Origin of the sequence: Aliivibrio sp. S3MY1, assembly GCF_028765575.1 — a bacterium.
Lineage (GTDB): Bacteria > Pseudomonadota > Gammaproteobacteria > Enterobacterales > Vibrionaceae > Aliivibrio.
Genome location: NZ_JARACO010000012.1, coordinates 28294 through 50929 on the forward strand (window position 1 = coordinate 28294; position 22636 = coordinate 50929).

Here is a 22636-nt window from a genome sequence, read left to right on the forward strand (position 1 = left end):
ATATTTATTAAGCCTTCTTGCCTAAAATCAGTACATACGCTGCTAAATTTAGAGTTATACACGTTTTGATAATGCTTCAGCATGTGCCTTTCGGCTTAAGAACCCAAGATCACACATTCGTTGATGTCGCAGATGTTATGCGAGGGAAAAACTGTGGCTGTATATGCCCTTCTTGTCATACACCACTGATCGCGAGGCAAGGTGAAGAAAAGCAATGGCACTTTGCTCATGCGAGCCGTAAAGTTGAAGAAACTGATAAAGAATGTGATTTTTCTTTTTTGTTTCTGTTCGCATGATGGCGAGACAAATAATAGAAACTGGTATTTATATTACTCTTCCTGAATATAAGTGTTCTCTAACAAAACAAGCGAAAGGAAAGTGCTTCAAAGAAGATTTTTTAGTTGCTAAATCATCAACAATCTTACTTGATAACGTAGATAAAGAAGCTTCATTTGAGAAATGTGTTGTAGATGTAATGAGCAGAGTCGGTGACTTCATCTTTGTGATTTATTTTACCCATCCAAACCGTCCACTTCCAAGTGGACTACTTACCCCACATCACAGACAATGCGGTATACTCGAAATCAAGCTTGATGATACACACCACCTATTTACATACAATAAAGCACCAGGAACGCGACAACTAGATAAGCTAAAAGATTATATTCAACATGATGTCGAATCTAAAATGTGGGTATTTCACCCGCGCTACGCTCAATTAGAGCAAGAAGCAACTGAACGATTATCCTTAAAGGCATCTCAGTACACTCCTACACCGACTTCAAGTGTTCACAATGACCAACACCGTCATCGTAACCCGAAAAATTTCGAACTTCACCATTCCGATTCGTTGCACCCATCAACAAATTCTATCCCGTCACGTCATGCTCAATTTGAATGCATCATGTGCCAATGTCAGTGGCAAGTTATATTACCGAATAAACCAATCTGCCCTAAATGCCATAACCACCTATACGCTAGCGAGATCTCATCAAGTCAGGAGGCTTAAAGATCAAGGTCTATTACCTATAGTTCTGGAACTATGTAGATCTTAAATAACAACAGTTGATAATTAGGAGCCATCACAGGCTTCCTTACCAACTAACGAGTAATATAGTACACATTAATTATGTATAACTAGGTTTATGAGCATTATACTACTCATTTAAATAAAGAAGAGCATTATGAGTAATAGTCGAAAATCGTCCAAAGAGTCTGTAAGTGATGTCATTAACCGTCTCAGGGATAATCGAAAAAGCATCTCCGACCATAATGACGAAGACAACAATCATGACTCGAAAGCTGAAAACATTAGTCTCAAAGTTCGATACCCTCAAAGAGTTTCAAAGAAGATCACACCAGCAAAAGCTATCGAGCGAACTAGAGCGATAAATCAGATATCTAAACAATTATTGTTTGGCGAACTAACTCAAGGTCAGGCATTAAAAGAGCTTCGAATCAATGTACTAGGTTTAAAGCAAGATATTTACGCAAAGCTCGTAGATGTATCCCGAAAAACACTCTCTGATATAGAGAATGACCGTGGTAATTACAAAACAGACATATTGGATAAAGTCTTCAAACCCACGGCTAGAGCATTTTAATTCCAGCATCCAAAAGAACTGAACGGTATTCATCATCAAGTGCTGCTATCTTCTTTTTTCTCACCATGCTGATATTTTTAGTTGTATCTTGCTTGAAAAGGCTCAGTGCTATTTTCCTCAATACATTGAAAGCTAATGCTCCTGTGCCTCTACGGATGCGAGATTCATCTTCTCTAAACGTCATATCTAACACCCAATGCATACTTTCTACCTGCCAGTGACTTCTTACTGCATGTAATGCTTGTCGCGCATTGAGTGGTAACGAACTGATATACCAACGAATTTCTTCAGACTTCCTACCACTTAATTTTTCTTCAACCTTAGCGGTCACTTTCACTATGCTGTGTATACCATCCCAACGGTACTCCTTGCCTAACCAGCCTTTATCAATGATTAATTGCTCGCAATGACGGACTTCAATACGTCCATGACCAGCACTCACTTCACTAAATTCGTCGTAAGTATTAGACGTTGTACCTTCTCGCATTGATTTGTGCCACCAAGCTTCAAGCTCTGCTTTCATCCCAGAATGATTACCTTTTAAAGCTAATACGTAATCTGCTTTTTCTTTAATAATCTGCTTAGCTATTTCTTTCTGGCACCCCATTGCATCTAATGTGATAATACAGTTTTCAATATCAAGTAGCGTGAGCAGCCTTGGAATAGCTGTTATCTCGTTGCTTTTCTCATCAACCGCAACCTGCCCAAGAACGAGTTGATGTTGACAACTCCAAGCGCTGACAGCATGGAGGGGATTTTGCCTCTCACGAGTATCAAATGAACGCCTAGCTGTTTTACCATCGATAGCAATAACATCGCTTCCAGTAGCTTCAATAAGAGAGCTCATCCAGCGTTGAAACGCTGTCTCTATTTCTTCTGGCTTAAGACGGCATATAACGCGAGCGATGGTGTCATGGCGTGGAATACCAAAATCTTCAATTTGCTCCCAGCCTTCGGCTCCTGATAGGACAGCACTGACGGCTAAAAGGATAATATCGAGAAGCTCATGTCGCTTACATCGGTCAATACGTGGGTCTTCAATAGCTTCAAAGTGTTGGAGAAAAGAGTCAGTCATGTTTTAAACACTACAATAAATGATTATTTACTGCTCTGATCGCTTCGCTACTCAAAAGTTTCATTTATAATGATCTTGCCGTGTCTTCAAACCTTTTGGTCTAAAAGTTGGTCTAATACCATCCTCATCGAGTATGCTAAACTCATTGCTCAACAGTAATAAATCGCCTATTGATGAATAACGGTTGCAGCTAGTTTTAAGATTGTTTTGCTATGAGAAAAAGGATTTTAATAACAAAAAGTGCTATTTGGACGGGCGTTCAATTCCTTTTGGAGTAGGAAATTCATGTAACATTTGATGCTACACCAAATTAGTAACACCATTTTAAGTCTTTGTATTTATTTAAAATGAGAAATCAGTTCAAATCCCCCCAGCTCCACCAAACGTTTGGAAAAGCCCAACTTCGAAAGAGGTTGGGCTTTTTTGTATTCACAATCTTATGCAGAAAAGATTGTGAATCATCTGAACATCAGTACAATGCGGAAATCAACAACGTTGTAAATTATTCAATTTTGCATTTATACAAAGGTCTGTTACGTGGATAAACATGAAGAAGTTCTGGTTGCTATTCGTCAGATAATTCGAGCTATCGATTTACAATCGAAAAAACTGAGCAAAGAATATGGATTAACTGGTCCTCAACTTATTCTAATGCGTGCTATTCAAAGTATGCATAATGTAACGATCAAAGAGCTATCAAAACACACAAGTGTAAGCCAAGCAACCACCACCACTATTATCGATCGCTTAGAACATAACGGCTATGTTCAACGTATTCGTAGTGAATCTGACCGACGAAAAGTACATGCTAATTTGACAGAAAAAGGCAAAGAATTACTCAGTAAAGCGCCTCTTTCTTTACAAGACAATTTTGTGAATAAATTTCATAATTTAGAATCTTGGGAACAAAGCCTAATACTGTCTTCAATGCAACGCGTCTCTTCGATGATGAACGCAGAAGATATTGATGCTGCTCCTGTGTTACAACTTGAAGGCATAGCAAAAAGCTAGTTAATGCAAGCAATTTGCCTACCATAGGCGAACTACTTACATAGGTCATAAATGAGAACGCAATTAATACTTCTATTTACGAAATAACAGTTGAGTAATTACCTTACAAAGGTAATTGCTTAAAAAGAGCTAACTCTGATGAAATTTCTTTCACGCTTATACTTATAATAACTAAGAAAACTGACTCACCAATAAAATAAAAGGAGATCATATGATCTCCTTTTGATTATCTGTGTTTATTCTAATTCAGCATTTCACCATTATATTCACCGGTTAAGGTTTTTAAGTAAGCACTGATATCTGCAACTTCAGTTTGAGATAAAGTTACACCCACTTGATATTGCGCCATCGATGCAACTGCATCATCTAATGTTTCTGCACTGCCATCGTGGAAATACGGTGCAGTTAGTGCAATATTTCGTAAGGTAGGCACTTTAAAACGATTCATGTCATGTGCTTTATTTGTCACATTAAAGCGGCCATTATCCACCTCAGATACATTGCCTCGCTCACCAAAGTAATCCGCTTTTAAGCCCATCACTTCAAATGTTTGTCCACCCATAGCTTGACCAGCATGACACGTTGAGCATTTATTTTGCTTAAATAATTCATAACCGTGTTGCTCTTGCGCGTTCAACGCTAACGCATCACCTTTTAAGAATTGGTCAAATCGACTATTAGGTGTCACCAAGGTTTTCTCAAATTCAGCAATCGCATCTGTAATGTTGTCACCTGTGATCCCATCAGGATAAATCGCAGCAAAAGTCGCTTTCATCTCTTCATCAAGCTCAAGTTTAGCTGTGATTTGCTCCCATGAGGTTGATCCCATTTCAATTGGGTTCATCGGTGGCCCACCCGCTTGTTCTTGTAAATCATTTGCACGACCATCCCAGAACTGATGAATATTGTAAGAGGAGTTAAACACTGTTGGTGCATTAATTGGACCTTTGGCACCATTAATACCAGTTGATGTCGTCAGCCTATCTACCCCACCCGTTGATAATGAATGACAGCTAGAGCAGGCTACCGTGTTATCACCAGAAAGACGTTTATCATGATATAGCGCATCACCTAGTGTCACTTTTTTCTCATCTACCGTTATGTCAGCATTAATCGGTTGAACAGCTTCATATTTAAACTCTGAGCTTGCTAATGAGTGTTTATTCTTTTGTTCTTGTTTTATCCACGTTCGTAACGTTTGTTTTTCATCATTAGATAAACTTGAACGCCAATGCATTGATAGGTAGGCTTTTGGGGGCATAGAGTTATCATTCAACACACCACTTATCTTAGCCAATGCGACGTCTGAAATTTGATTTCCCTCTTCAAAGCTACTTAGTACTTCATCAAATTCAAAATGACGTAATCCTCTTTCTACATCTTTTTTCATTAATTGTTTAGCGATAGGAAAATTGGCATAAAAAGGCATTTCGCTATTTTCAGTATGGCAATAGCCACACCCATTTTCTGTTAATACTTGAAACGCAGCTGAGGATATAGGGTCATCTTTAATTTGTGAATTTGCTAGCTTTTTTTGACTCCGAGCATCATCTGATGAGTCAACAGCATAGACAGTACCAAGATAGGCAATGACGCCAAGCCCTATAATTAATCCTATTTTTTTCATCATTCTCTCCTGCAATCTGAATATGCGCACACGATAGAGTGAAAAAAAAACGCTTTCCAAGGAAGAAATATCATCAGAATCATCGATTTAATCGATACTCCAACCTGATAACATCAAATAACCTTACTTTTCATAATGATAAGGGACTCTCGACTTTTGTTTGTGTGTTTTTTGTTAAATTACTAGCCGCTAATTTCTTGTTTTAGATCAATTTTATAAATCTTAATTTCAGATGATAAACATAAAAAAGCCCGCTCATATTAACTACGAACGGGCTGCGCACTTTCTATCAATTAGATTAAATAATCTCTTTTTTTCAGTTCTAGTTTTAGTGACTAGAACTTCACTAAGCGACTTTTTCTGCTTTCTCAGTGATCTCTGGAGTATTGAAATGTTCTTGTGATGCAATAAGTTGCAGTTCATACGCTCCACGATTGAAGGTTTCTTTCATTACTGAATCAACCGCAGCATTAGTACGTTCCAACGCATCAATTGGAGAGTAACCCGCCATTAAGTTAGCAAGCATTACACCACTGATTAAATCCCCAGCCCCTACTGGCTGACGCTTTGCATCAAAGTCATATAAAGGACGAGAAATGTGGTAGCTCCCTTCTTTGGTGGTTAATAGCATTTCAAAACGATCTTTTTTAATCCCCGCACGACTTAAGTGTTTTACCACTACCATCTTAACGCCTTTTTCAAGCAGTTGATTATTCGCTTCAATCACTTGATCTAAGGTGTTGATCGTCATACCGGTTAAACTTTCTAACTCTAATAAATTAGGCGCAATAATATCTGCAGATGCAAGTGCGGACTCTTTAAAAAAAGTGGTCACTTCTGGTGCAACAATGCAGCCTTTCTCAGGATGCCCCATCACTGGATCACAGAAGTAAATTGCGTTTGGATTGTCTTGTTTTATTTTCTGAACCGCTGTGATGATCTCTTGACCTTGCGCTGCAGATCCTAAGTAACCACTTAACACCGCATCACAACCATAAGTCGCTTCAATCGCTGATAGACCATCAACCAATTCTGAAATGTGGCCAGCAGGCATGGCAATGCCTTTCCAACCTTGTTGATATTGTGTGTGATTTGAAAACTGTACCGTATTGATAGGCCATACTTCCATTCCCATTCTTCGCATTGGAAAAACCGCAGCACTGTTGCCTGCGCAACCAAATACCACATGAGACTGAATGGAAAGAATACGTTTCATAACATCACCATAATTTTAAATAGAGTAAGGGCTTCCGTGCCCTAAAATAAACGATATTCCTTCAAAACCCTAGGGCTTAATTTTGTTTTAGAACTTTCACTGTGTAACTGCCATCTTTTTGAGCATATACACCATGAATATCCGTTTCAAAGCCAGGGTAATGTGCGCCGATAGCACATAGCATATCTAAGAAATCAAGAACAGGACGAGACTCTGTTGTCACCATTTCACCTGGAAGCTCATCTTTTTTGATGGTGAGGTAGTGGAGCATCTGAAGGTAATAGTGCAATACCACTCCCCATCATGTTGCCAGCAACAACACCCGTACAGGCAAGCCAATTTTTTGTATTCGATTCCATATATCTCCAGGAATTATCAAATGGGCTTTATTATTGGCCCGTTATGCAAAATTTTATTTAAGAGGGCGGGAGGTTATTTAGACAGAGCATGCAAACTCTGTTGGGGTAAATACACAACATCCTGCTCGAATGTTGAGATGAAGATTACGCCCAATGAATCGAAAAAAATAAGGATAAAATTATCAATAAAAAAATGATAAAAAATAAAGAAAAGAGCTGATGAGTTAAGATAATAAAAATAAAATAACGAATATTTTCAACAATTTAAGTGTTAGCCTTAATTAAAAAACAAAAATATAAACCTCTAACACTGATAATAATAAGGGATTATTTATGACCTTTATCTCTTCGTTATAAAAATACTCAGCAACTAAAGCCCAGATTACTTTCATGGTTCATTGAGTGAGAAAATTTCAATTAAAAAATTGTAAATATTTATAGTTACACGTAAAAAAAGTACGACATATTGTTTCATTATGATTGACTAGCTAAAGTCGACTGAACTATATTAATCGCCGCAAATCCTTAGTAAACGATATTTCATACAAATTTATAACAAAGTTACTTGTATTTCTTAAAGATTGGTGTTTCGTTATCCATTTTTTAGGAAAAATAAATTAACGATTTAAAATAAGGAAATTTCATGACAAACACAGATTCAACGCTAATTGAGTCAATGAACGAGGCGTTAATGTCTGTCATTGGCACTATCAATGGCCTTCTTTGGGGACAAGTCCTCGTTTATCTTCTTGTTGGTGTAGGCATCTACTTCACAGTACGTCTTGGCTTTATTCAGCTTCGTCAACTTGGTCATTCAGTTAAAATTTTACGCAATGGCCAAGAGATCGAAAATGGTCTCAGCTCTTATCAAGTATTTTGCACCTCTATGGCAGCTCGCGTGGGAACGGGTAACATGGCAGGTGTGGCAGTCGCTTTAACCGTTGGTGGCCCTGGTGCTATTTTCTGGATGTGGGTTATTGCTCTATTTGGTATGGCGACAGCATTCATTGAATCGACACTGGCTCAAGTATACAAAGTGAAAGACGTTGATGGTCAATACCGCGGCGGCCCTGCTTACTACATGGAAAAAGGCCTTGGTCAACGCTGGATGGGAACGCTTTTCTCTATCTTCTTAATCATCGCTTTTGGTTTAGTGTTCAACGCGGTTCAAGCAAATACAATTACTGACGCTCTAAATCACTCATTTGGTTTTGATAAAACTATCATGGGTCTGGTTATTGTTGCGGTTTCTGGCTTCTTTATCATGGGTGGTTTACGTCGTGTTGCTAGTGCATCATCAAAAATCGTCCCTGTTATGGCGATTGGTTACCTTGCGATTGCCTTAATTATTGTTGTAATGAATATTACTGAAGTACCTGCAGTATTAACGCTTATTGTTAAGAGCGCATTCGGCTGGCAAGAAGCGGCGGCAGGTGGTGTTGCTTATACTATCGCTCAAGCTATGCAATCAGGTATCGCTCGTGGTCTATTCTCAAACGAAGCGGGGATGGGCTCTGCGGCTAACATCGCAGCAAGTGCTACACCAAACCCTAACCACCCAGCATCACAAGGTTTTGTGCAAATGCTAGGCGTATTTGTTGATACACTAGTTATCTGTACGGCTTCTGCTGCAATGATTATGCTTTCTGGCGTAATGGACCAACCTGATGCTACAACAGGTATTAGCCTGCTTCAACAAGCGCTAACCAATGAGTTAGGCGGCTGGACAAGCTACTTTATGGCACTAGCGATTCTTCTGTTCTGTTTTACATCTATCATTGCGAACTACAGCTACGCTGAAACAAACGTAATGTTCTTGAATGGTAACTCTAAGAAAGGCCTATTTGGTTTCCGTCTGTGTGTTCTAGCTATGGTTATGTTTGGCTCTGTTGCTTCACTACCTGTGGTATGGAATCTAGCTGATGCCTCTATGGGTATGATGGCATTAATCAATATTATTGCATTAATCCTTCTTTCTAAGCTGGCTATCAAAATCATTAAAGATTACGAAGTTCAACTTAAAGCCGGTAAAACACCAGAGTTTGATAGAACTAAGTTCCCTGAATTGGATGATTTAGACGGTGCATGGCACCCGAAGAAAAAGAAAGCATAATCTTTTTCTAGCTCACATTACTCTTAGCTAAAAACAAAAAGGCCTGTCAAACTTAGTTCGACGGGCCTTTTCTTCATCTATCTATTACTAGATTAATCGAATATTACTTGGCTTAATCGCTTTATACATAAAATAAGCCAATACTAAGATTAGCACCTTCCTATGACTGTTTGATGTTATGTGTTTCTATTCAGAATAAAATGAGTACTTCCTAACCCTAACATCATAGCAAAGATGAATATAACGACATCATTATTACCTAAAGCCAGACTCGATACCGCAGGCCCTGGACAAACTCCAGACATTCCCCAGCCTATCCCAAAGATAGCTGCACCTGATAGTAATTTCGTATCAATTTTTTTGTTGCTAGATAAGCAAAACTGATCAGCATTAAATGGGGTTGTTTTGGGTTTAATTAACAAGAAATAGGCAGGCATAAATACTAATAGTGCACCTGCCATTACAAACATTAAACTTGGATCCCAGTGGCCAGCAACATCTAGAAAGCCAATCACCTTTGCAGGATCTACCATGCCAGAGATTGCCATACCTAAACCAAATAGAAGGCCAGAGATAAGAGCAACTAAACGAAACAATAGATTATTCATACCCATTCCTTAGTAAAGTACATGCAATCGAACAAACACAGTTACTGCAGCCACCAACATAAAGACTGCAGTGGCAACCATTGAGCGAACGGATAAACGCCCAATACCACAAATACCATGACCACTTGTGCAACCATTGCCTAAACGAGTGCCAATACCCACCAGTAAACCAGCAACAATAAGCATACTAATTGAAGTTTGATATTCCTTTGGCACTTCTGCACCTAAAAAATAAACCCCAACTAGCCCACCACTTACCATGCCAATAACAAATAACCATCGCCATGCATAATCGCGTTTTTTCGGTGTTATTAACCCGGTAAGTACCCCGCTAATACCCGCAATTTTACCATTGAATAAAAGTAATAACGTTGCAGATATACCTAATAACATACCGCCAAATAAAGAGTTCCATGGAATAGTCATCATTCTTACCCATTCGTTTATTTTTTAAACACATTGATAAGAGTACGCACGACCAATATATTAGTCAATACTTATTTAGATAAACAAACATTAGTTTTATCTAAATTTATAATGGTAGAAATATAGAAAATGAATTAGACACAGTCTCGACACTCTATTCATAATAAGGTAGCTTAGGGGTATAGACGTATAGAACGCTAGAAATCAAAATAACTTAAGGATAAGTTGTGCCAATAAAAATACCAGACCAACTCCCTGCTGCTGAAGTATTGCGTGAAGAGAATATCTTTATCATGCAAGAATCCCGGGCCACCACACAAGCCATTCGACCTCTTAAAGTCATCATTTTAAATTTGATGCCAAAAAAGATCGAAACAGAAACTCAATTTTTACGCTTACTCTCTAATAGCCCATTACAAGTGGATGTTGAGCTATTACGTATTGATAATCGCACCAGTAAAAATACTCCTACAGAGCATTTAGATACCTTTTATCGCCAATTTGAAGGCATTAAGAATCGTAACTTTGATGGATTGATCATCACAGGTGCTCCATTAGGTTTAGTGCAATTTGAAGATGTGATTTATTGGGATCACCTACAAACCATTATGACATGGGCAAAAGATCATGTGACTTCAAGCCTCTATGTTTGCTGGGCTGCACAAGCTGGCTTAAAACTGCTTTATGATTTACCAAAACGTACACGTAAAGAGAAATTATCCGGCGTGTATAATCATGATAATCTCGATCAGCACCACCCTATTTTACGAGGTTTTGATGATCAGTTTTTAGCTCCTCATTCTCGTTATGCTGATTTCTCGGCAGATTACCTGAATGAACACACGGATCTAGATATTCTAGCAACATCTGAACAAGCAGGTGTGTACCTTGCTTCAACAAAAGATAAGCGGAATGTATTTGTCACAGGGCACCCTGAATATGATTCATTCACTCTACATCATGAGTACATTCGTGATTTAGGCGAAGGAATGGAACCGACTATTCCTCTCAATTATTACCCAGATAATAACCCCGAGATCCCACCTAAAGCGACATGGCGCAGTCATGGGCATTTGCTGTTTTCTAACTGGCTTAATTACTGTGTTTACCAACAAACACCGTACGATCTTGACCACTTCTCAGAGCAAAACTTCACACGTGATTAACGTTAATTTGGGCATTAGCACATAGTTAATGCTCCTCTATAAGCACAAAATAGTCTCTGAAATCTGATAGATGCAACCCATTTTTCACTTTTTTAATAGATACTGCCCTTTCATTTAATTCAGATCAATCAAGCCTCTATTTATAAAACCAACAACAATCGAAATGAGAACGTGCTCAATAAAACCCTATGAAATATAAGCTATTAATGCCTGTAGTTAATCTTAATTATAAATTGCACTTATGCAGGTGGATCTATGTTGTATTTTGAATTTCTCTTTTTATTACTCGTACTCTATATCGGCTCTCGATTTGGTGGGATAGGTTTAGGGGTAGTTTCTGGTATTGGTTTGGTGATTGAAGTCTTTATCTTCAAAATGCCACCAACCTCTCCGCCTGTCACCGTTATGTTGATCATTTTAGCCGTAGTGACCTGTGCTTCGATATTAGAAGCTGCCGGAGGGCTAAAATACATGTTGCAAGTGGCTGAACGGATCTTAAGAAAGAACCCTAAACGCGTTACCATTATTGCGCCATTTGTCACTTATGCGATGACCTTTTTACTCGGTACTGGCCATGCGGTGTACTCCATTATGCCAATCATTGGTGATGTCGCTCTTAAGAATGGTATTCGTCCTGAACGACCAATGGCTGCGGCTTCTGTTGCTTCTCAAATCGCTATTACAGCCTCACCTCTTTCTGCTGCTGTTGTGTATTATCTGGCACAATTAGTCGATATTGACGCTTCTATTACTCTAATGTCTATCTTAATGGTAACCGTGCCTGCAACGCTATTCGGTACATTAATGTTATCACTTTACAGCTTACGTCGTGGTAAAGAATTAGAAGATGACGAAGAATACCAAGCACGCTTAAAAGATCCTGTTTGGCGTGAAAAAATCTTAAATACAACATCCACTTCTTTAGATGAGAAACTACCAACAACAGCACGTAACGCGGTACTTATCTTTTTAGGAGCTATTGTTTCTATCGTTGTTATCGCAATGTGGCCAGAGGTGAGAACGATCACCGAAGGTGGCGCACCAATCAAAATGTCTGTTGTTATTCAAATGATGATGCTAGCGTTTGGTGGTGTCATTCTATTAGCAACGAAAACCGATCCTCGTGATGTTCCTAATGGTGTGGTCTTTAAATCTGGTATGGTTGCGGCAATTGCTATCTTCGGTATCGCGTGGATGTCAGATACGTACTTCCAATACGCTATGCCTCAGTTTAGAGCGGGCATTGTAGACATGGTTACACTTCATCCATGGACGTTTGCTTTAGCATTATTCATTGTATCTGTTGTGGTTAACTCACAAGCCGCAACGGCTCGTATGATGTTACCTGTTGGTCTGGCTTTAGGATTAGAGCCGGCCTTGGTGATAGGCTTGATGCCTGCGGTATATGGTTATTTCTTCATTCCAAATTACCCATCAGATATTGCAACGGTTAACTTTGATAGCTCAGGCACAACCAAAATTGGTAAGTACTACTTTAACCACTCATTTATGTCAGTCGGTTTAATCGGGGTAATTTCTGCCTGTATGCTTGGCTATGTATTAGGTCAAATCGTGATAGGTTAATTAAAGTCTCGCCATTTAAAAACAAAAATAAAAAAGCCCATGCGTATTTTCATACTGCATGGGCTTTATTTTTGCTTAAGATTATTACATCGATAAACTAAAGAATAGACCCGCTAAACATGCGCTCATCAAGTTAGCTAACGTACCAGCTAGTACCGCTTTAAAGCCCATATTCGCTACTTCAGCACGACGCTCTGGAGCCATCACACCAATAGAACCTAATTGAATAGCAATAGAACCGATATTAGCAAAACCACATAAAGCAAAAGTAATAATCACTTGAGTGTAAGCAGATAATTGGTCTTTATGCTGAACAAAGTCGATGAAAGCAACAAACTCATTCAACACGATTTTTTGTCCAATGTAAGACCCTGCCATGATCATCTCATGCTTAGGTACACCGATAACCCAAGCCACTGGTGCAAATAAGTAACCAAATAGCGTTTGCAGTGTAATGCCCGCAAAACCAAACCACTCGCCAACCATTTCTAAACCACTGTTTAGCATTGCGATAACACTTACAAACGCAATTAGCATAGTACCTACAGCAACAGCTACTTTCATGCCGTTCATTGCACCACTTGCTAGCGCATCCACCACATTACTTTGTTCGCTTTTATCAATCGTTAGTTCGTGTTGGTCAACCGGTGTTGATTGCTCAGGAACGAGGATCTTCGCCATTAATAAACTACCTGGAGCCGCCATGAAACTTGCCGCGATGAGGTATTTAAGCTCTACCCCTAAACCAGCATAACCACCAAGTACACTACCAGCAACCGATGCCATACCACCTGCCATTACAGCAAACAGTTCTGAACGGGTCATTTGAGCTAGGAATGGACGAATAAGAAGAGGAGATTCACCTTGAGAAAGGAAGATGTTACCAGTTGCGACGAGAGATTCTACTTTACTTGTACCGAGGAATTTTTGAATTACACCACCAAGAATAGCGATGACTTTTTGCATGATACCTAAATAATATAGAGCAGAGATAAGAGCACTGAAGAAAATAATAATAGGGAGAACGCGAATTGCAAAAATAAAACCACTTGAAGCTAAATCACCAAATAAGAAGGCAATACCTTCATCAGCGAAACCAAGCAAACTGGCCACCCCATTACTTAATCCAGCCAGCGCAGCTTGTCCCCATGGAAAATAAAGCACCAGAGCGGCAAAAGAAAGTTGTAATAAAAGGGCTCTAGATACGGTTTTCCAATTAATTGCTGAACGTTTCTCAGAGAATACCCATGCACAAAAAATAAGTGCACACATGCCTAATAGGCTAAATAAAATAGTCATCATTACGCCTATAAAATTTTAGAATTAAAAGAAGAAACAAAAGGGCCTGCCATCGTAGATGACGAGATCGGTGAGAAGTGACTGCACCAAGAGGAAGTAATAATAGAAATAAGTATGTTCATTGTTTACCCTTACAAGCTGTTTAACAGTAGCTGGTCCAAGTCCTTGGGGTCATTCACTGTTCCATGTGACGGCTTGTATTGGGAGTAGGAGTATACATAGAGCAAATTTAAAATCACGAAATATGTGAATTAAATCACAAATTTTACTTATAATAAAAAACTTTGTAGCAAATAAGAAACCAAATATCAACTCACGTACTGAAATGACACATTCAAAACTAAATTCAAACAAGGCCTACTTTATTAGACGTGCTAAAATCATAAGCAAGTAACTTCCATTAGGCCCTAAAAATGGCAAATCCAGAACATATAGAGAAACTTGATCTTCTTGATAAACTCAGCGTGATCACTTATCGAGCTGGTATTACTTTATTTTCCTTGGCTCTATTTCTAAGTAGCATCGCTATTGCTGATGATATTTCACTCATTTTACTTAATGAGCCAATAGAAGAACTCGCGCTTATTTTTATTGCCCTATCCTCAGCAATGAGCGCTGCTAATTTACATGTTTACGACAAGAAAATCAGAATGATCATTACTTGGTCTGCTTGGATAGGGTTAGTGTTATTAATTCAACTTGATAACTCTCAACTGCTTTGGCTACCACTAGGTTTTCTTTTTGTGACTTTTTCGGGAATTGCGTTAAAAGAATCATTCTGCTTTAAAGTGATGGGATTAAAATTAGTTCCTATTCTCTTGTGCGTATCTACCTTTATGCTCGCGCTTGAAGTCTGGATTATTCCTATAATTTGCTTTGCTCTCTGCGGAATGATTTTTCTTTTCCTATCAATACAAAAATGGCGAATGCCACTTCATTTTGATATTGGCAATAAAGCGTATTATCAGAATTAACTAAAGCCAAAAATAGAAAAAGCCACAGGACATTATGTACTGTGGCTTTCTTATTATTTCATGATGTATATCAATCTAGGTTGATACTAATCGTGGTTAATATTCTTCAACCGCGAATAACGTTTCCATGTTCAGGCCTTGCTGCGTCATGATTTCTCTTAAACGACGCAGCCCTTCGACTTGGATCTGTCTTACTCGCTCACGAGTTAATCCAATTTCTTTACCTACTTGCTCTAGTGTCGCTGTCTCATAACCCAATAGCCCAAAGCGTCGTGCTACTACTTCTTTCTGCTTAGGGTTTAATTGACCAAGCCAACCAACAAGTGACGCATTAATATCCTCTGTCTGAGTTTCAGCTTCAGGATCAGCATGCTTAGTGTCAGGTAGGATATCAAGTAGTGCTTTATCTGATTCACCCGCAACCATTGAATCAACAGAGGCCACTCGTTCATTCAAACGTAGCATTCGACTTACATCACTAACGGGTTTGTCGAGTTTCTCTGCAATCTCTTCTGGTGTTGGCTCATGATCAAGCTTTTGTGATAACTCACGAGCGGCGCGTAGATATACATTCAATTCTTTTACAACATGGATCGGTAAACGTATGGTTCGAGTTTGATTCATGATGGCACGCTCAATCGTTTGACGGATCCACCATGTGGCATAAGTTGAGAAACGAAAGCCTCTTTCTGGGTCAAACTTTTCAACGGCTCGAATTAATCCAAGATTTCCTTCCTCCACCAAATCTAATAAGGCGAGGCCACGATGATTATAACGACGAGCTATTTTTACCACTAATCTAAGGTTACTCTCGATCATTCGAGAACGAGCGGCTTCGTCACCTTTTAATGCTAGGCGACTAAAGTACACTTCTTCTTCTGCCGTTAGTAGCGGTGAGAAACCTATCTCACCCAAGTACAGTTGCGTCGCATCCATTACTTTTTGTGAGCGACTTACCTCAAGGCGTTCCGATTTTTCTACTACACTCGCTGATTCATTATCATTGATTGTCTCTAAATCGAACTCTTCAACTTTTTTAGTTACTGCATTGCTTTTACTCATAGCGCCTCCCCATGGCGAGCCAGCAAGACATTACAACTCAGCTATGTCATCCCTGTTAAGGTAAATACCGTTGTGGATTTACCGATTTCCCTCTAAAACGGATCTCAAAATGTAAACGAACGCTGCTTGTACTTGAGCTGCCCATTGATGCAATTTTTTGTCCTGCACTCACACTTTGACCTTCCTTTACAAACAGTGATTCATTATGAGCATAAGCACTTAAATAGTCGTCGTTATGTTTAATAATTATTAAATTGCCATAACCTCGTAGTGCATTACCTGCATAAACCACTTTTCCTTTTGCTGTTGAGATGATGTCTTGGCCTCGTTGACCTGCAATATCGATCCCTTTATTTCCTTGTTCTCCTGTCGAAAACTTAGCAATAATTCGCCCCTTAGTTGGCCATAACCATGAATCTACTTTCTCTGATTTTTGCGGTACTGGTTTTGGCTTAGGAACAGGTTTTGGTTTTGGTTTAACAACCGGCTTCGGCTTAGAAGATGTTACTGGTTTGTTACTACCAACATACTCCTTAGGTTTCGGCTTTTCAACCTTTTTCGTGCTTGTTTTTTGTGCTAAAGGGGGAGGAGAGCTCTTAACTATTGTTGGTTTAGAACTACTTACTGGTTTATCAGCAACAAAAGGAACAACCGCAACAGCTGTTGCAGTGGTCTTTGGGGTACTGTTCTTTTCATTTACGAGGTGACCGCCATCACCATAAGCAGGGGCTACATATTTAGGTCCCCATAATTTGATTTTTTGTCCTGGGTGGATTAAATAAGGTGCTTTTAGCTCGTTATAAGCTATCAGTTCTTTAACATCTTTATTAGTAACATAAGAAATGAAATATAACGTATCCCCTTTTTCAACTCGATAATAACTGCCCCTATAGCTGCCACGTTCTGCTCCTCCGTATGAAGAAGAAGAGTTATTTACACTAGATACAGGCGCGGGGCGATGTGGTCCCATAGAGCAACCAGAAAGCAACAAGCTAAATAGTGTGGTTATTAACCACAAACGAGAAGAGAACACTGTCATTTTATTCATTATTATTATGCTAATTCGCCTGCTACTAATGGCACAAAACGCACCTCTTCGATGACTTCTGAGTAAAACTCATCACCCTGACGAACAATACGATATAAATATTGTGTTTCTTCGCCAATAGGGATCACAAGTCGGCCACCCTCTTTTAATTGCCACAATAAATCATTGGGAATTGATTTAGCAGCAGCGGTAACAATAATAGCATCAAAAGGGCCTTTGTTTGCCCAACCTTGCCACCCATCTGCGTGCTTAGTCGATACGTTATAAATATCCAATTGCTTTAATAGGCGCTTGGCATTCCATTGAAGCAACTTGATCCGTTCAACGGAGTTTATATGATCAAGTAATTGCGCCAATACTGCGGTTTGATAACCAGAGCCGGTACCAATTTCTAATACATGAGAGTCACGCTGTAGTTCTAATAGCTCAGTCATTTTCGCAACGATATAAGGCTGAGATATTGTTTGTCCCTCACCAATAGGCAGTGCGTTATTTTGATACGCTTGATGTCCTAATGCCTCTGGAATAAAACGCTCTCGCGGCAAAGCTCGAATCGCAGCCAAAACGTGTTCATCTTGGATACCTTGCTGGCGTAAAAACTGTTCAAGTAATTCAGCTCGTGAATTCGTCATTATTTATCACTCTCTATTGATAACCAATCTACCATCATAGTTAATGAGTCATGAGCGGTTAAATCAACTTGTAACGGCGTTATTGATACATGATTATGCTTAACAGCATAAAAATCAGTTCCTTTACCAGCGTCTTGCTTTTTGCCAGGAGGACCTAACCAATAAATAGTTTCTCCCCGGGGATCGGTGTCTTTAATCATACTTTCTGAGTGATGCCTTGCCCCTAAACGAGTCACTTCCCAAGAAGAGAGTTGAACATATTCACAGTCAGGGACATTAACGTTGAGTACTCTTTTTGTTGTTAACGGTTTTTCTAAATGCTTCTTAACCAATGCTAAAGCAACTTGAGCTGCCGTATCGAAATGTGTGCGTCCAACTAAAGATATCGCTATTGCGGGTAACCCTAGAAAATGCCCTTCTGTTGCCGCTGCAACTGTACCTGAATAGAGGGTGTCATCACCTAAATTCGCACCATGATTAATGCCAGCAATGATTAGATCAGGTAAGTTATCTTTCATTAATTCATTCAATGCAAAGTGCACACAATCGGTTGGCGTTCCTTGCACGGAATGAATATTGCCTGCTATTTGACGAACTCGAAGTGGTGATTCCAGAGTCAGAGAATTTGATGCTCCAGAACGATTACGATCAGGCGCTACAATGGTAATATCGGCAATATCCGAAAGCACATTTGCAAGTATGTTTATTCCCTCAGCAAATACCCCATCATCATTACTTAGCAATATACGCAATTTACTCACTCAACTCTCCACTTCTCATTCTAAACGGTACTAATCGTATGTACGCTCTACTTCGATTTCTTGCAGTAATTCACGCACAATCACAGTTGCAAAACTGCCTGATGTTAAAGAGAAACTCAGCGTTAACGTATCGCCTTCAGAAGACCACGTTAAATTCTCTGGATGTAATTCAACACTGCGACGCTCATGACGCATACGGTTACCACAGATCAACGCCATTAAATCAGGTTCAGCATCCAATTGAGGTTGCTCAAACGTAAGTGCTTTATCTTTCGTAGGAAGCTGATTATCACCTGCTAGCGCAGCAGAGATAGACAATTCACCATTTTGAATTTTTTGAATGCTCTCTTGTGATGTCACATTCTCATTTACAATACGATCATTTTGATCTAATAGAATATCACCATCAACAGGTTGAGAGAAGTAACCCTCTGTTATTCTTTGAGAAACAATATGATTGAAAATCCAAGAGCGAGCAGCAGACAGATAGAAGCTACGCTTAGTATTATCACGAGTACGCACATTTTCACGACCCCAACGGCGTGCTTCTGTTACGTTATTACCTTCATGGCCAAAACGTTGAGCACCAAAATAGTTTGGCACACCAGTTAACTTCACTTTTTCTAAACGAGCCAATACATCTTCCATGTCAGTCACTTCAGTTGCAATTAACTGAAAGCGGTTTCCTAGAAGATCACCCGGACGTAATTTTTTGTTGTGACGTGTCATTTCTAAAATTTCAACACCTGGGTGTGTCGCTTCAAATAAGGCAAATTTAAGATGATCGCTTTTTGGTAAGTGAACACTTAACCATTGCTCTGTCACGGCATGACGATCTTTTAAGCCAGCCCAGCTGATGTCTTTTGATTTTACACCACAAAATTTAGCTAATTCATTAGCAACATATTTGGTATTTTCACCCGTTTTACGGATCTTAACCATTAGGTGTTCACCTTTACCAGTGAACGAAAATCCTAGCACTTCTTTTACAATGAAATGCTCTGGTAGTTGCTTTAATTTACCTGTTGCTACTGGTTTTCCGTATAACCACGAAAAATTAGACATGATGTCTGACATAGAATGTGTCTCTAATTAATAAGATGTTTTAACTAACAGCACCACCGCTTCACAAGCGATGCCTTCTTTTCTTCCAGTAAAACCTAAACGCTCTGATGTGGTTGCTTTCACGTTTACATTATCTAAACTGGTTTCTAAATCTTCAGCAATTGCACTGCACATTGCTTCTATATGTGGTGCCATTTTAGGAGCTTGAGCGATGATAGTCACATCTGCATTACCTAAGACTAATCCTTTTTCTTTTACTCTACGGTATACATCTCTCAATAAAGCTCGGCTATCTGCCCCTTTCCACTTATCATCGGTATCAGGAAAGTGTCGTCCGATATCGCCTTCTGCTATTGCGCCAAGTAATGCATCACACAATGCATGAAGTGCGACATCACCATCTGAATGCGCAATTAACCCTTGCTCATAAGGAACACTGACACCACCAATAATGACGGGGCCTTCGCCACCAAATTTATGTACATCAAATCCGTGTCCAATTCTCATTATTTGGTTTCCTTTTTCATTTTGTGAAGATAGAACTCAGCTAAATCAAGATCTTCCGGTTGCGTGACTTTTAAGTTATCGGCACGCCCATGAACGAGTTTAGGCTGATACCCCATTAATTCGATAGCAGAAGATTCATCGGTTATCGATACGCCTTTTTCTAATCCTATTTTTAATGCCGAATACAACAGCTCTGTTGTGAAAAGTTGCGGAGTTAATGCATGCCATAACACACTGCGATCAATGGTGTTTTCAATGATCGACTCTTGATTGGCTTGTTTCATTGTATCTCGTACGGGAGAAGCCAAAATGCCACCAATATGATGAGGAATAACTTCAGCGATCAATTTTTCAATGTCATCATGTCGAATGCAAGGACGCGCAGCATCATGCACCATTACCCACTCACTGAGTTGATGCTCTTTTAAATACACTAGGCCTGAAAGCACAGAATCGGCTCGTTCTACGCCTCCTGAGACACGTATTACCCGCTTATTCTTTGATATTGGCAATTCATTAAAGTAAGGGTCGATGTCGCTAATAGCGACTATCACTTTATCAATACTAGGAAAAGCCAGTAATTGATCAATGGTATGTTCTAAAATGGTTTTTCCATCAAGTAATAAATACTGTTTTGGCCGATCCGCTTTCATACGGCTCCCCACTCCAGCAGCAGGAACTATAACACTAATTGAAAAATCAGAACTTATAGACATCAATTACCCCTCACTGTCTTCATCAATAATTCGATAAAAGGTTTCGCCTTTTTTTATCATTCCCAACTCATGCCGAGCTCGTTCTTCTATCGCTTCTGAGCCTTTTTTTAAGTCATCAATCTCAGCAAACATCTGCTCATTACGGTTTCGTAATCCTTGATTAACCTCTTCTTGTAAGATGACATCATCAGACACTGTTGCATAATCCGACAGTCCATTCTTACCAAACCATAACGTCGATTGAAGCCAGCCTAAGGTGAACAGTAATAAAAGGGCAAAAGCGCGCATGATTGCTCCACAAAATTGGTAATGATAAAAGAAAGCTAACTATATCAATCCATCATTAGAACTTCACTAGCTGTCTAGCGGAAATAAAAAAAACCGCCTCAAATGAGACGGTTTTTGTATCAAAATTCTAATCGAACGATTAAAGAATTAAGTCATACTCTCAAAAATTGAGATTATTGACCTTTAACTTCTTTAAGGCCGTTGAATGGTGCTAGTTCACCTAGAGCTTCTTCGATACGGATAAGTTGGTTGTACTTAGCAACACGGTCAGAACGGCTCATAGAACCAGTTTTGATTTGACCTGCAGCTGTACCAACTGCTAGATCAGCAATTGTTGCATCTTCAGTTTCGCCAGAACGGTGAGAGATAACTGCTGTGAAACCAGCATCTTTAGCCATCTTGATTGCAGCTAGAGTCTCTGTAAGTGAACCGATTTGGTTGAACTTGATAAGAATTGAGTTAGTGATGCCTTCTTCGATACCACGAGCAAGAATCTTAGTGTTTGTAACGAATAGATCGTCACCAACTAGTTGGATTTTGTCGCCTAGAAGTTCAGTTTGGTGTTTGAAACCAGTCCAATCAGACTCATCAAGACCATCTTCGATAGATACGATTGGGAATTGCTCAACAAGACCAGCTAGGTAATGGTTGAACTCTTCAGCCGTAAATTTCTTACCTTCGCCTTTAAGGTCGTAGATACCGTCTTCTTTGTTAAAGAACTCAGAAGCAGCACAGTCCATAGCAAGAGTAACGTCTTTACCTAGCTCGTAACCAGCAGCGGCAACAGCTTCTGCGATAACTTCTAGCGCTTCAGCGTTAGATTTAAGGTTAGGAGCGAAACCGCCTTCATCACCAACTGCAGTGCTGTAGCCTTTAGACTTAAGAACTTTAGCTAGGTTGTGGAATACTTCAGCACCGATACGTAGAGCTTCTTTAAGCGTTTTAGCGCCAACAGGTTGAATCATGAACTCTTGGATATCAACGTTGTTATCAGCGTGCTCACCACCGTTGATGATGTTCATCATTGGTAGAGGCATAGAGAATACGCCTGGAGTGCCGTTTAGGTCAGCAATGTGTGCGTAAAGAGGCATAGACTTAGCTGCTGCAGCTGCTTTAGCATTCGCTAGAGAAACAGCAAGGATTGCGTTAGCACCAAAGTTTGCTTTGTTTTCAGTACCATCTAAATCGATCATGATTTGGTCGATTTCAGCTTGGTTTTTCGCGTCTTTGCCGATTAGAGCTTCTGCGATTGGACCATTTACAGCTGCGATAGCTTTAAGAACACCTTTACCTAGGAAACGAGATTTGTCGCCATCACGTAGCTCAAGAGCTTCACGAGAACCTGTAGATGCGCCAGATGGAGCAGCAGCCATACCTACAAAACCACTTTCTAGGTGAACTTCAGCTTCAACTGTTGGGTTACCACGAGAATCGATGATTTCACGACCTAGAACTTTAACGATCTTAGACATTGTGTTTCCTCTACTTTATCTTT

The 22636-nt window shown here is 39.5% G+C and carries 23 protein-coding genes and 1 pseudogene; 8 read left to right on the top strand and 16 right to left on the bottom strand.

From position 1 onward, the window contains the following. Positions 1 to 71 precede the first annotated feature (71 nt). From PVK62_RS09715 to PVK62_RS09725, 3 genes are all read left to right on the top strand, one after another. The gene (locus tag PVK62_RS09715) at positions 72 to 296 is read left to right on the top strand and encodes a competence protein CoiA family protein (RefSeq protein WP_274449399.1); all 225 of its coding nucleotides are present in this window, start codon (positions 72 to 74) and stop codon (positions 294 to 296) included. After that, the gene (locus tag PVK62_RS09720; protein WP_274449400.1) at positions 293 to 1009 is read left to right on the top strand and encodes a competence protein CoiA; all 717 of its coding nucleotides are present in this window, start codon (positions 293 to 295) and stop codon (positions 1007 to 1009) included. The genes PVK62_RS09715 and PVK62_RS09720 overlap by 4 nt, the downstream gene beginning before the upstream one ends. A gap of 175 nt (positions 1010 to 1184) precedes the next feature. Beyond that, a complete protein-coding gene (locus tag PVK62_RS09725) occupies positions 1185 to 1604 on the top strand; it encodes a helix-turn-helix transcriptional regulator (protein ID WP_274449401.1) in 420 nt (139 codons plus the stop codon). On the opposite strand, the gene PVK62_RS09730 is transcribed toward PVK62_RS09725, so the two are convergent. Then, positions 1591 to 2679: an ISAs1 family transposase gene (locus PVK62_RS09730; protein WP_274449402.1), complete on the bottom strand. Its 1089-nt coding sequence runs from the start codon at positions 2677 to 2679 to the stop codon at positions 1591 to 1593. The genes PVK62_RS09725 and PVK62_RS09730 overlap by 14 nt on opposite strands. Positions 2680 to 3216: 537 nt before the next feature. Here PVK62_RS09730 and PVK62_RS09735 point away from each other — a divergent pair. Beyond that, positions 3217 to 3690 (top strand): MarR family winged helix-turn-helix transcriptional regulator, encoded by a 474-nt coding sequence (locus PVK62_RS09735; protein WP_274444170.1) that lies wholly within the window; start codon positions 3217 to 3219, stop codon positions 3688 to 3690. A 241-nt stretch (positions 3691 to 3931) separates the two neighbouring features. Here the strand turns inward: PVK62_RS09735 and PVK62_RS09740 are convergent, their stop codons facing one another. The 3 genes and pseudogenes from PVK62_RS09740 to PVK62_RS09750 all read right to left on the bottom strand — a co-directional run. Then, complete coding sequence (locus PVK62_RS09740; RefSeq protein ID WP_274444200.1) at positions 3932 to 5317, bottom strand: cytochrome-c peroxidase; 1386 nt, start codon at positions 5315 to 5317, stop codon at positions 3932 to 3934. Positions 5318 to 5663: 346 nt separating this feature from the next. Continuing rightward, positions 5664 to 6533, bottom strand: a complete 870-nt coding sequence (pdxY, locus tag PVK62_RS09745; RefSeq protein ID WP_274444168.1) for a pyridoxal kinase PdxY — start codon at positions 6531 to 6533, stop codon at positions 5664 to 5666. Positions 6534 to 6609: 76 nt separating this feature from the next. Then, positions 6610 to 6771: pseudogene (locus tag PVK62_RS09750) on the bottom strand (hypothetical protein); the annotation flags it as partial. A gap of 764 nt (positions 6772 to 7535) precedes the next feature. On the opposite strand from PVK62_RS09750, the gene PVK62_RS09755 reads away from it, so the two are divergent. Beyond that, entirely contained in the window at positions 7536 to 9005 is a 1470-nt protein-coding gene (locus PVK62_RS09755) for an alanine/glycine:cation symporter family protein (RefSeq protein WP_274444166.1), read from the top strand. Positions 9006 to 9181: 176 nt separating this feature from the next. Here PVK62_RS09755 and PVK62_RS09760 read toward each other — a convergent pair whose 3' ends face one another. Continuing rightward, positions 9182 to 9613: a YeeE/YedE family protein gene (locus tag PVK62_RS09760; RefSeq protein WP_274444164.1), complete on the bottom strand. Its 432-nt coding sequence runs from the start codon at positions 9611 to 9613 to the stop codon at positions 9182 to 9184. A gap of 9 nt (positions 9614 to 9622) precedes the next feature. Next, positions 9623 to 10039, bottom strand: a complete 417-nt coding sequence (locus tag PVK62_RS09765; RefSeq protein WP_274444199.1) for a YeeE/YedE family protein — start codon at positions 10037 to 10039, stop codon at positions 9623 to 9625. Positions 10040 to 10266: 227 nt separating this feature from the next. On the opposite strand from PVK62_RS09765, the gene metA reads away from it, so the two are divergent. Together metA and PVK62_RS09775 are read left to right on the top strand one after the other, a co-directional pair. Next, positions 10267 to 11205, top strand: a complete 939-nt coding sequence (gene metA / locus PVK62_RS09770) for a homoserine O-acetyltransferase MetA (RefSeq protein WP_274444162.1) — start codon at positions 10267 to 10269, stop codon at positions 11203 to 11205. 255 nt (positions 11206 to 11460) lie between these two features. Further along, positions 11461 to 12789 (top strand): anaerobic C4-dicarboxylate transporter, encoded by a 1329-nt coding sequence (locus PVK62_RS09775; RefSeq protein ID WP_274444161.1) that lies wholly within the window; start codon positions 11461 to 11463, stop codon positions 12787 to 12789. An 84-nt stretch (positions 12790 to 12873) separates the two neighbouring features. Here the strand turns inward: PVK62_RS09775 and PVK62_RS09780 are convergent, their stop codons facing one another. Then, a complete protein-coding gene (locus PVK62_RS09780) occupies positions 12874 to 14088 on the bottom strand; it encodes a NupC/NupG family nucleoside CNT transporter (protein WP_274444160.1) in 1215 nt (404 codons plus the stop codon). A 413-nt stretch (positions 14089 to 14501) separates the two neighbouring features. On the opposite strand from PVK62_RS09780, the gene PVK62_RS09785 reads away from it, so the two are divergent. Then, positions 14502 to 15062: a DUF2301 domain-containing membrane protein gene (locus PVK62_RS09785; protein ID WP_274444158.1), complete on the top strand. Its 561-nt coding sequence runs from the start codon at positions 14502 to 14504 to the stop codon at positions 15060 to 15062. Between the two features lie 96 nt (positions 15063 to 15158). Here the strand turns inward: PVK62_RS09785 and rpoS are convergent, their stop codons facing one another. From rpoS to eno, 9 genes are all read right to left on the bottom strand, one after another. Then, entirely contained in the window at positions 15159 to 16124 is a 966-nt protein-coding gene (gene rpoS / locus PVK62_RS09790; RefSeq protein WP_274444157.1) for an RNA polymerase sigma factor RpoS, read from the bottom strand. A gap of 55 nt (positions 16125 to 16179) precedes the next feature. Further along, positions 16180 to 17163, bottom strand: coding sequence for a peptidoglycan DD-metalloendopeptidase family protein (locus PVK62_RS09795; protein WP_274444198.1), 984 nt, complete (start codon positions 17161 to 17163; stop codon positions 16180 to 16182). A gap of 14 nt (positions 17164 to 17177) precedes the next feature. Then, positions 17178 to 17804, bottom strand: coding sequence for a protein-L-isoaspartate(D-aspartate) O-methyltransferase (locus tag PVK62_RS09800; protein WP_274444155.1), 627 nt, complete (start codon positions 17802 to 17804; stop codon positions 17178 to 17180). Beyond that, the gene (gene surE / locus PVK62_RS09805; RefSeq protein WP_274444154.1) at positions 17804 to 18565 is read right to left on the bottom strand and encodes a 5'/3'-nucleotidase SurE; all 762 of its coding nucleotides are present in this window, start codon (positions 18563 to 18565) and stop codon (positions 17804 to 17806) included. Before surE ends, PVK62_RS09800 begins: the two co-directional genes overlap by 1 nt. 30 nt (positions 18566 to 18595) lie before the next feature. Continuing rightward, positions 18596 to 19642 (bottom strand): tRNA pseudouridine(13) synthase TruD, encoded by a 1047-nt coding sequence (gene truD / locus PVK62_RS09810; RefSeq protein ID WP_274444153.1) that lies wholly within the window; start codon positions 19640 to 19642, stop codon positions 18596 to 18598. 15 nt (positions 19643 to 19657) lie between these two features. Further along, positions 19658 to 20137 (bottom strand): 2-C-methyl-D-erythritol 2,4-cyclodiphosphate synthase, encoded by a 480-nt coding sequence (gene ispF, locus PVK62_RS09815; protein WP_274444152.1) that lies wholly within the window; start codon positions 20135 to 20137, stop codon positions 19658 to 19660. Continuing rightward, positions 20137 to 20853, bottom strand: coding sequence for a 2-C-methyl-D-erythritol 4-phosphate cytidylyltransferase (gene ispD, locus PVK62_RS09820; RefSeq protein WP_274444151.1), 717 nt, complete (start codon positions 20851 to 20853; stop codon positions 20137 to 20139). The genes ispF and ispD overlap by 1 nt, the downstream gene beginning before the upstream one ends. Positions 20854 to 20856: 3 nt before the next feature. Next, positions 20857 to 21141 carry a cell division protein FtsB gene (gene ftsB / locus PVK62_RS09825; RefSeq protein ID WP_274444150.1) on the bottom strand — a complete coding sequence of 95 codons (285 nt, stop codon included), beginning with the start codon at positions 21139 to 21141 and terminating at the stop codon, positions 20857 to 20859. 173 nt (positions 21142 to 21314) lie between these two features. Beyond that, positions 21315 to 22613 (bottom strand): phosphopyruvate hydratase, encoded by a 1299-nt coding sequence (gene eno, locus PVK62_RS09830; RefSeq protein WP_130044966.1) that lies wholly within the window; start codon positions 22611 to 22613, stop codon positions 21315 to 21317. Positions 22614 to 22636: the final 23 nt, after the last annotated feature.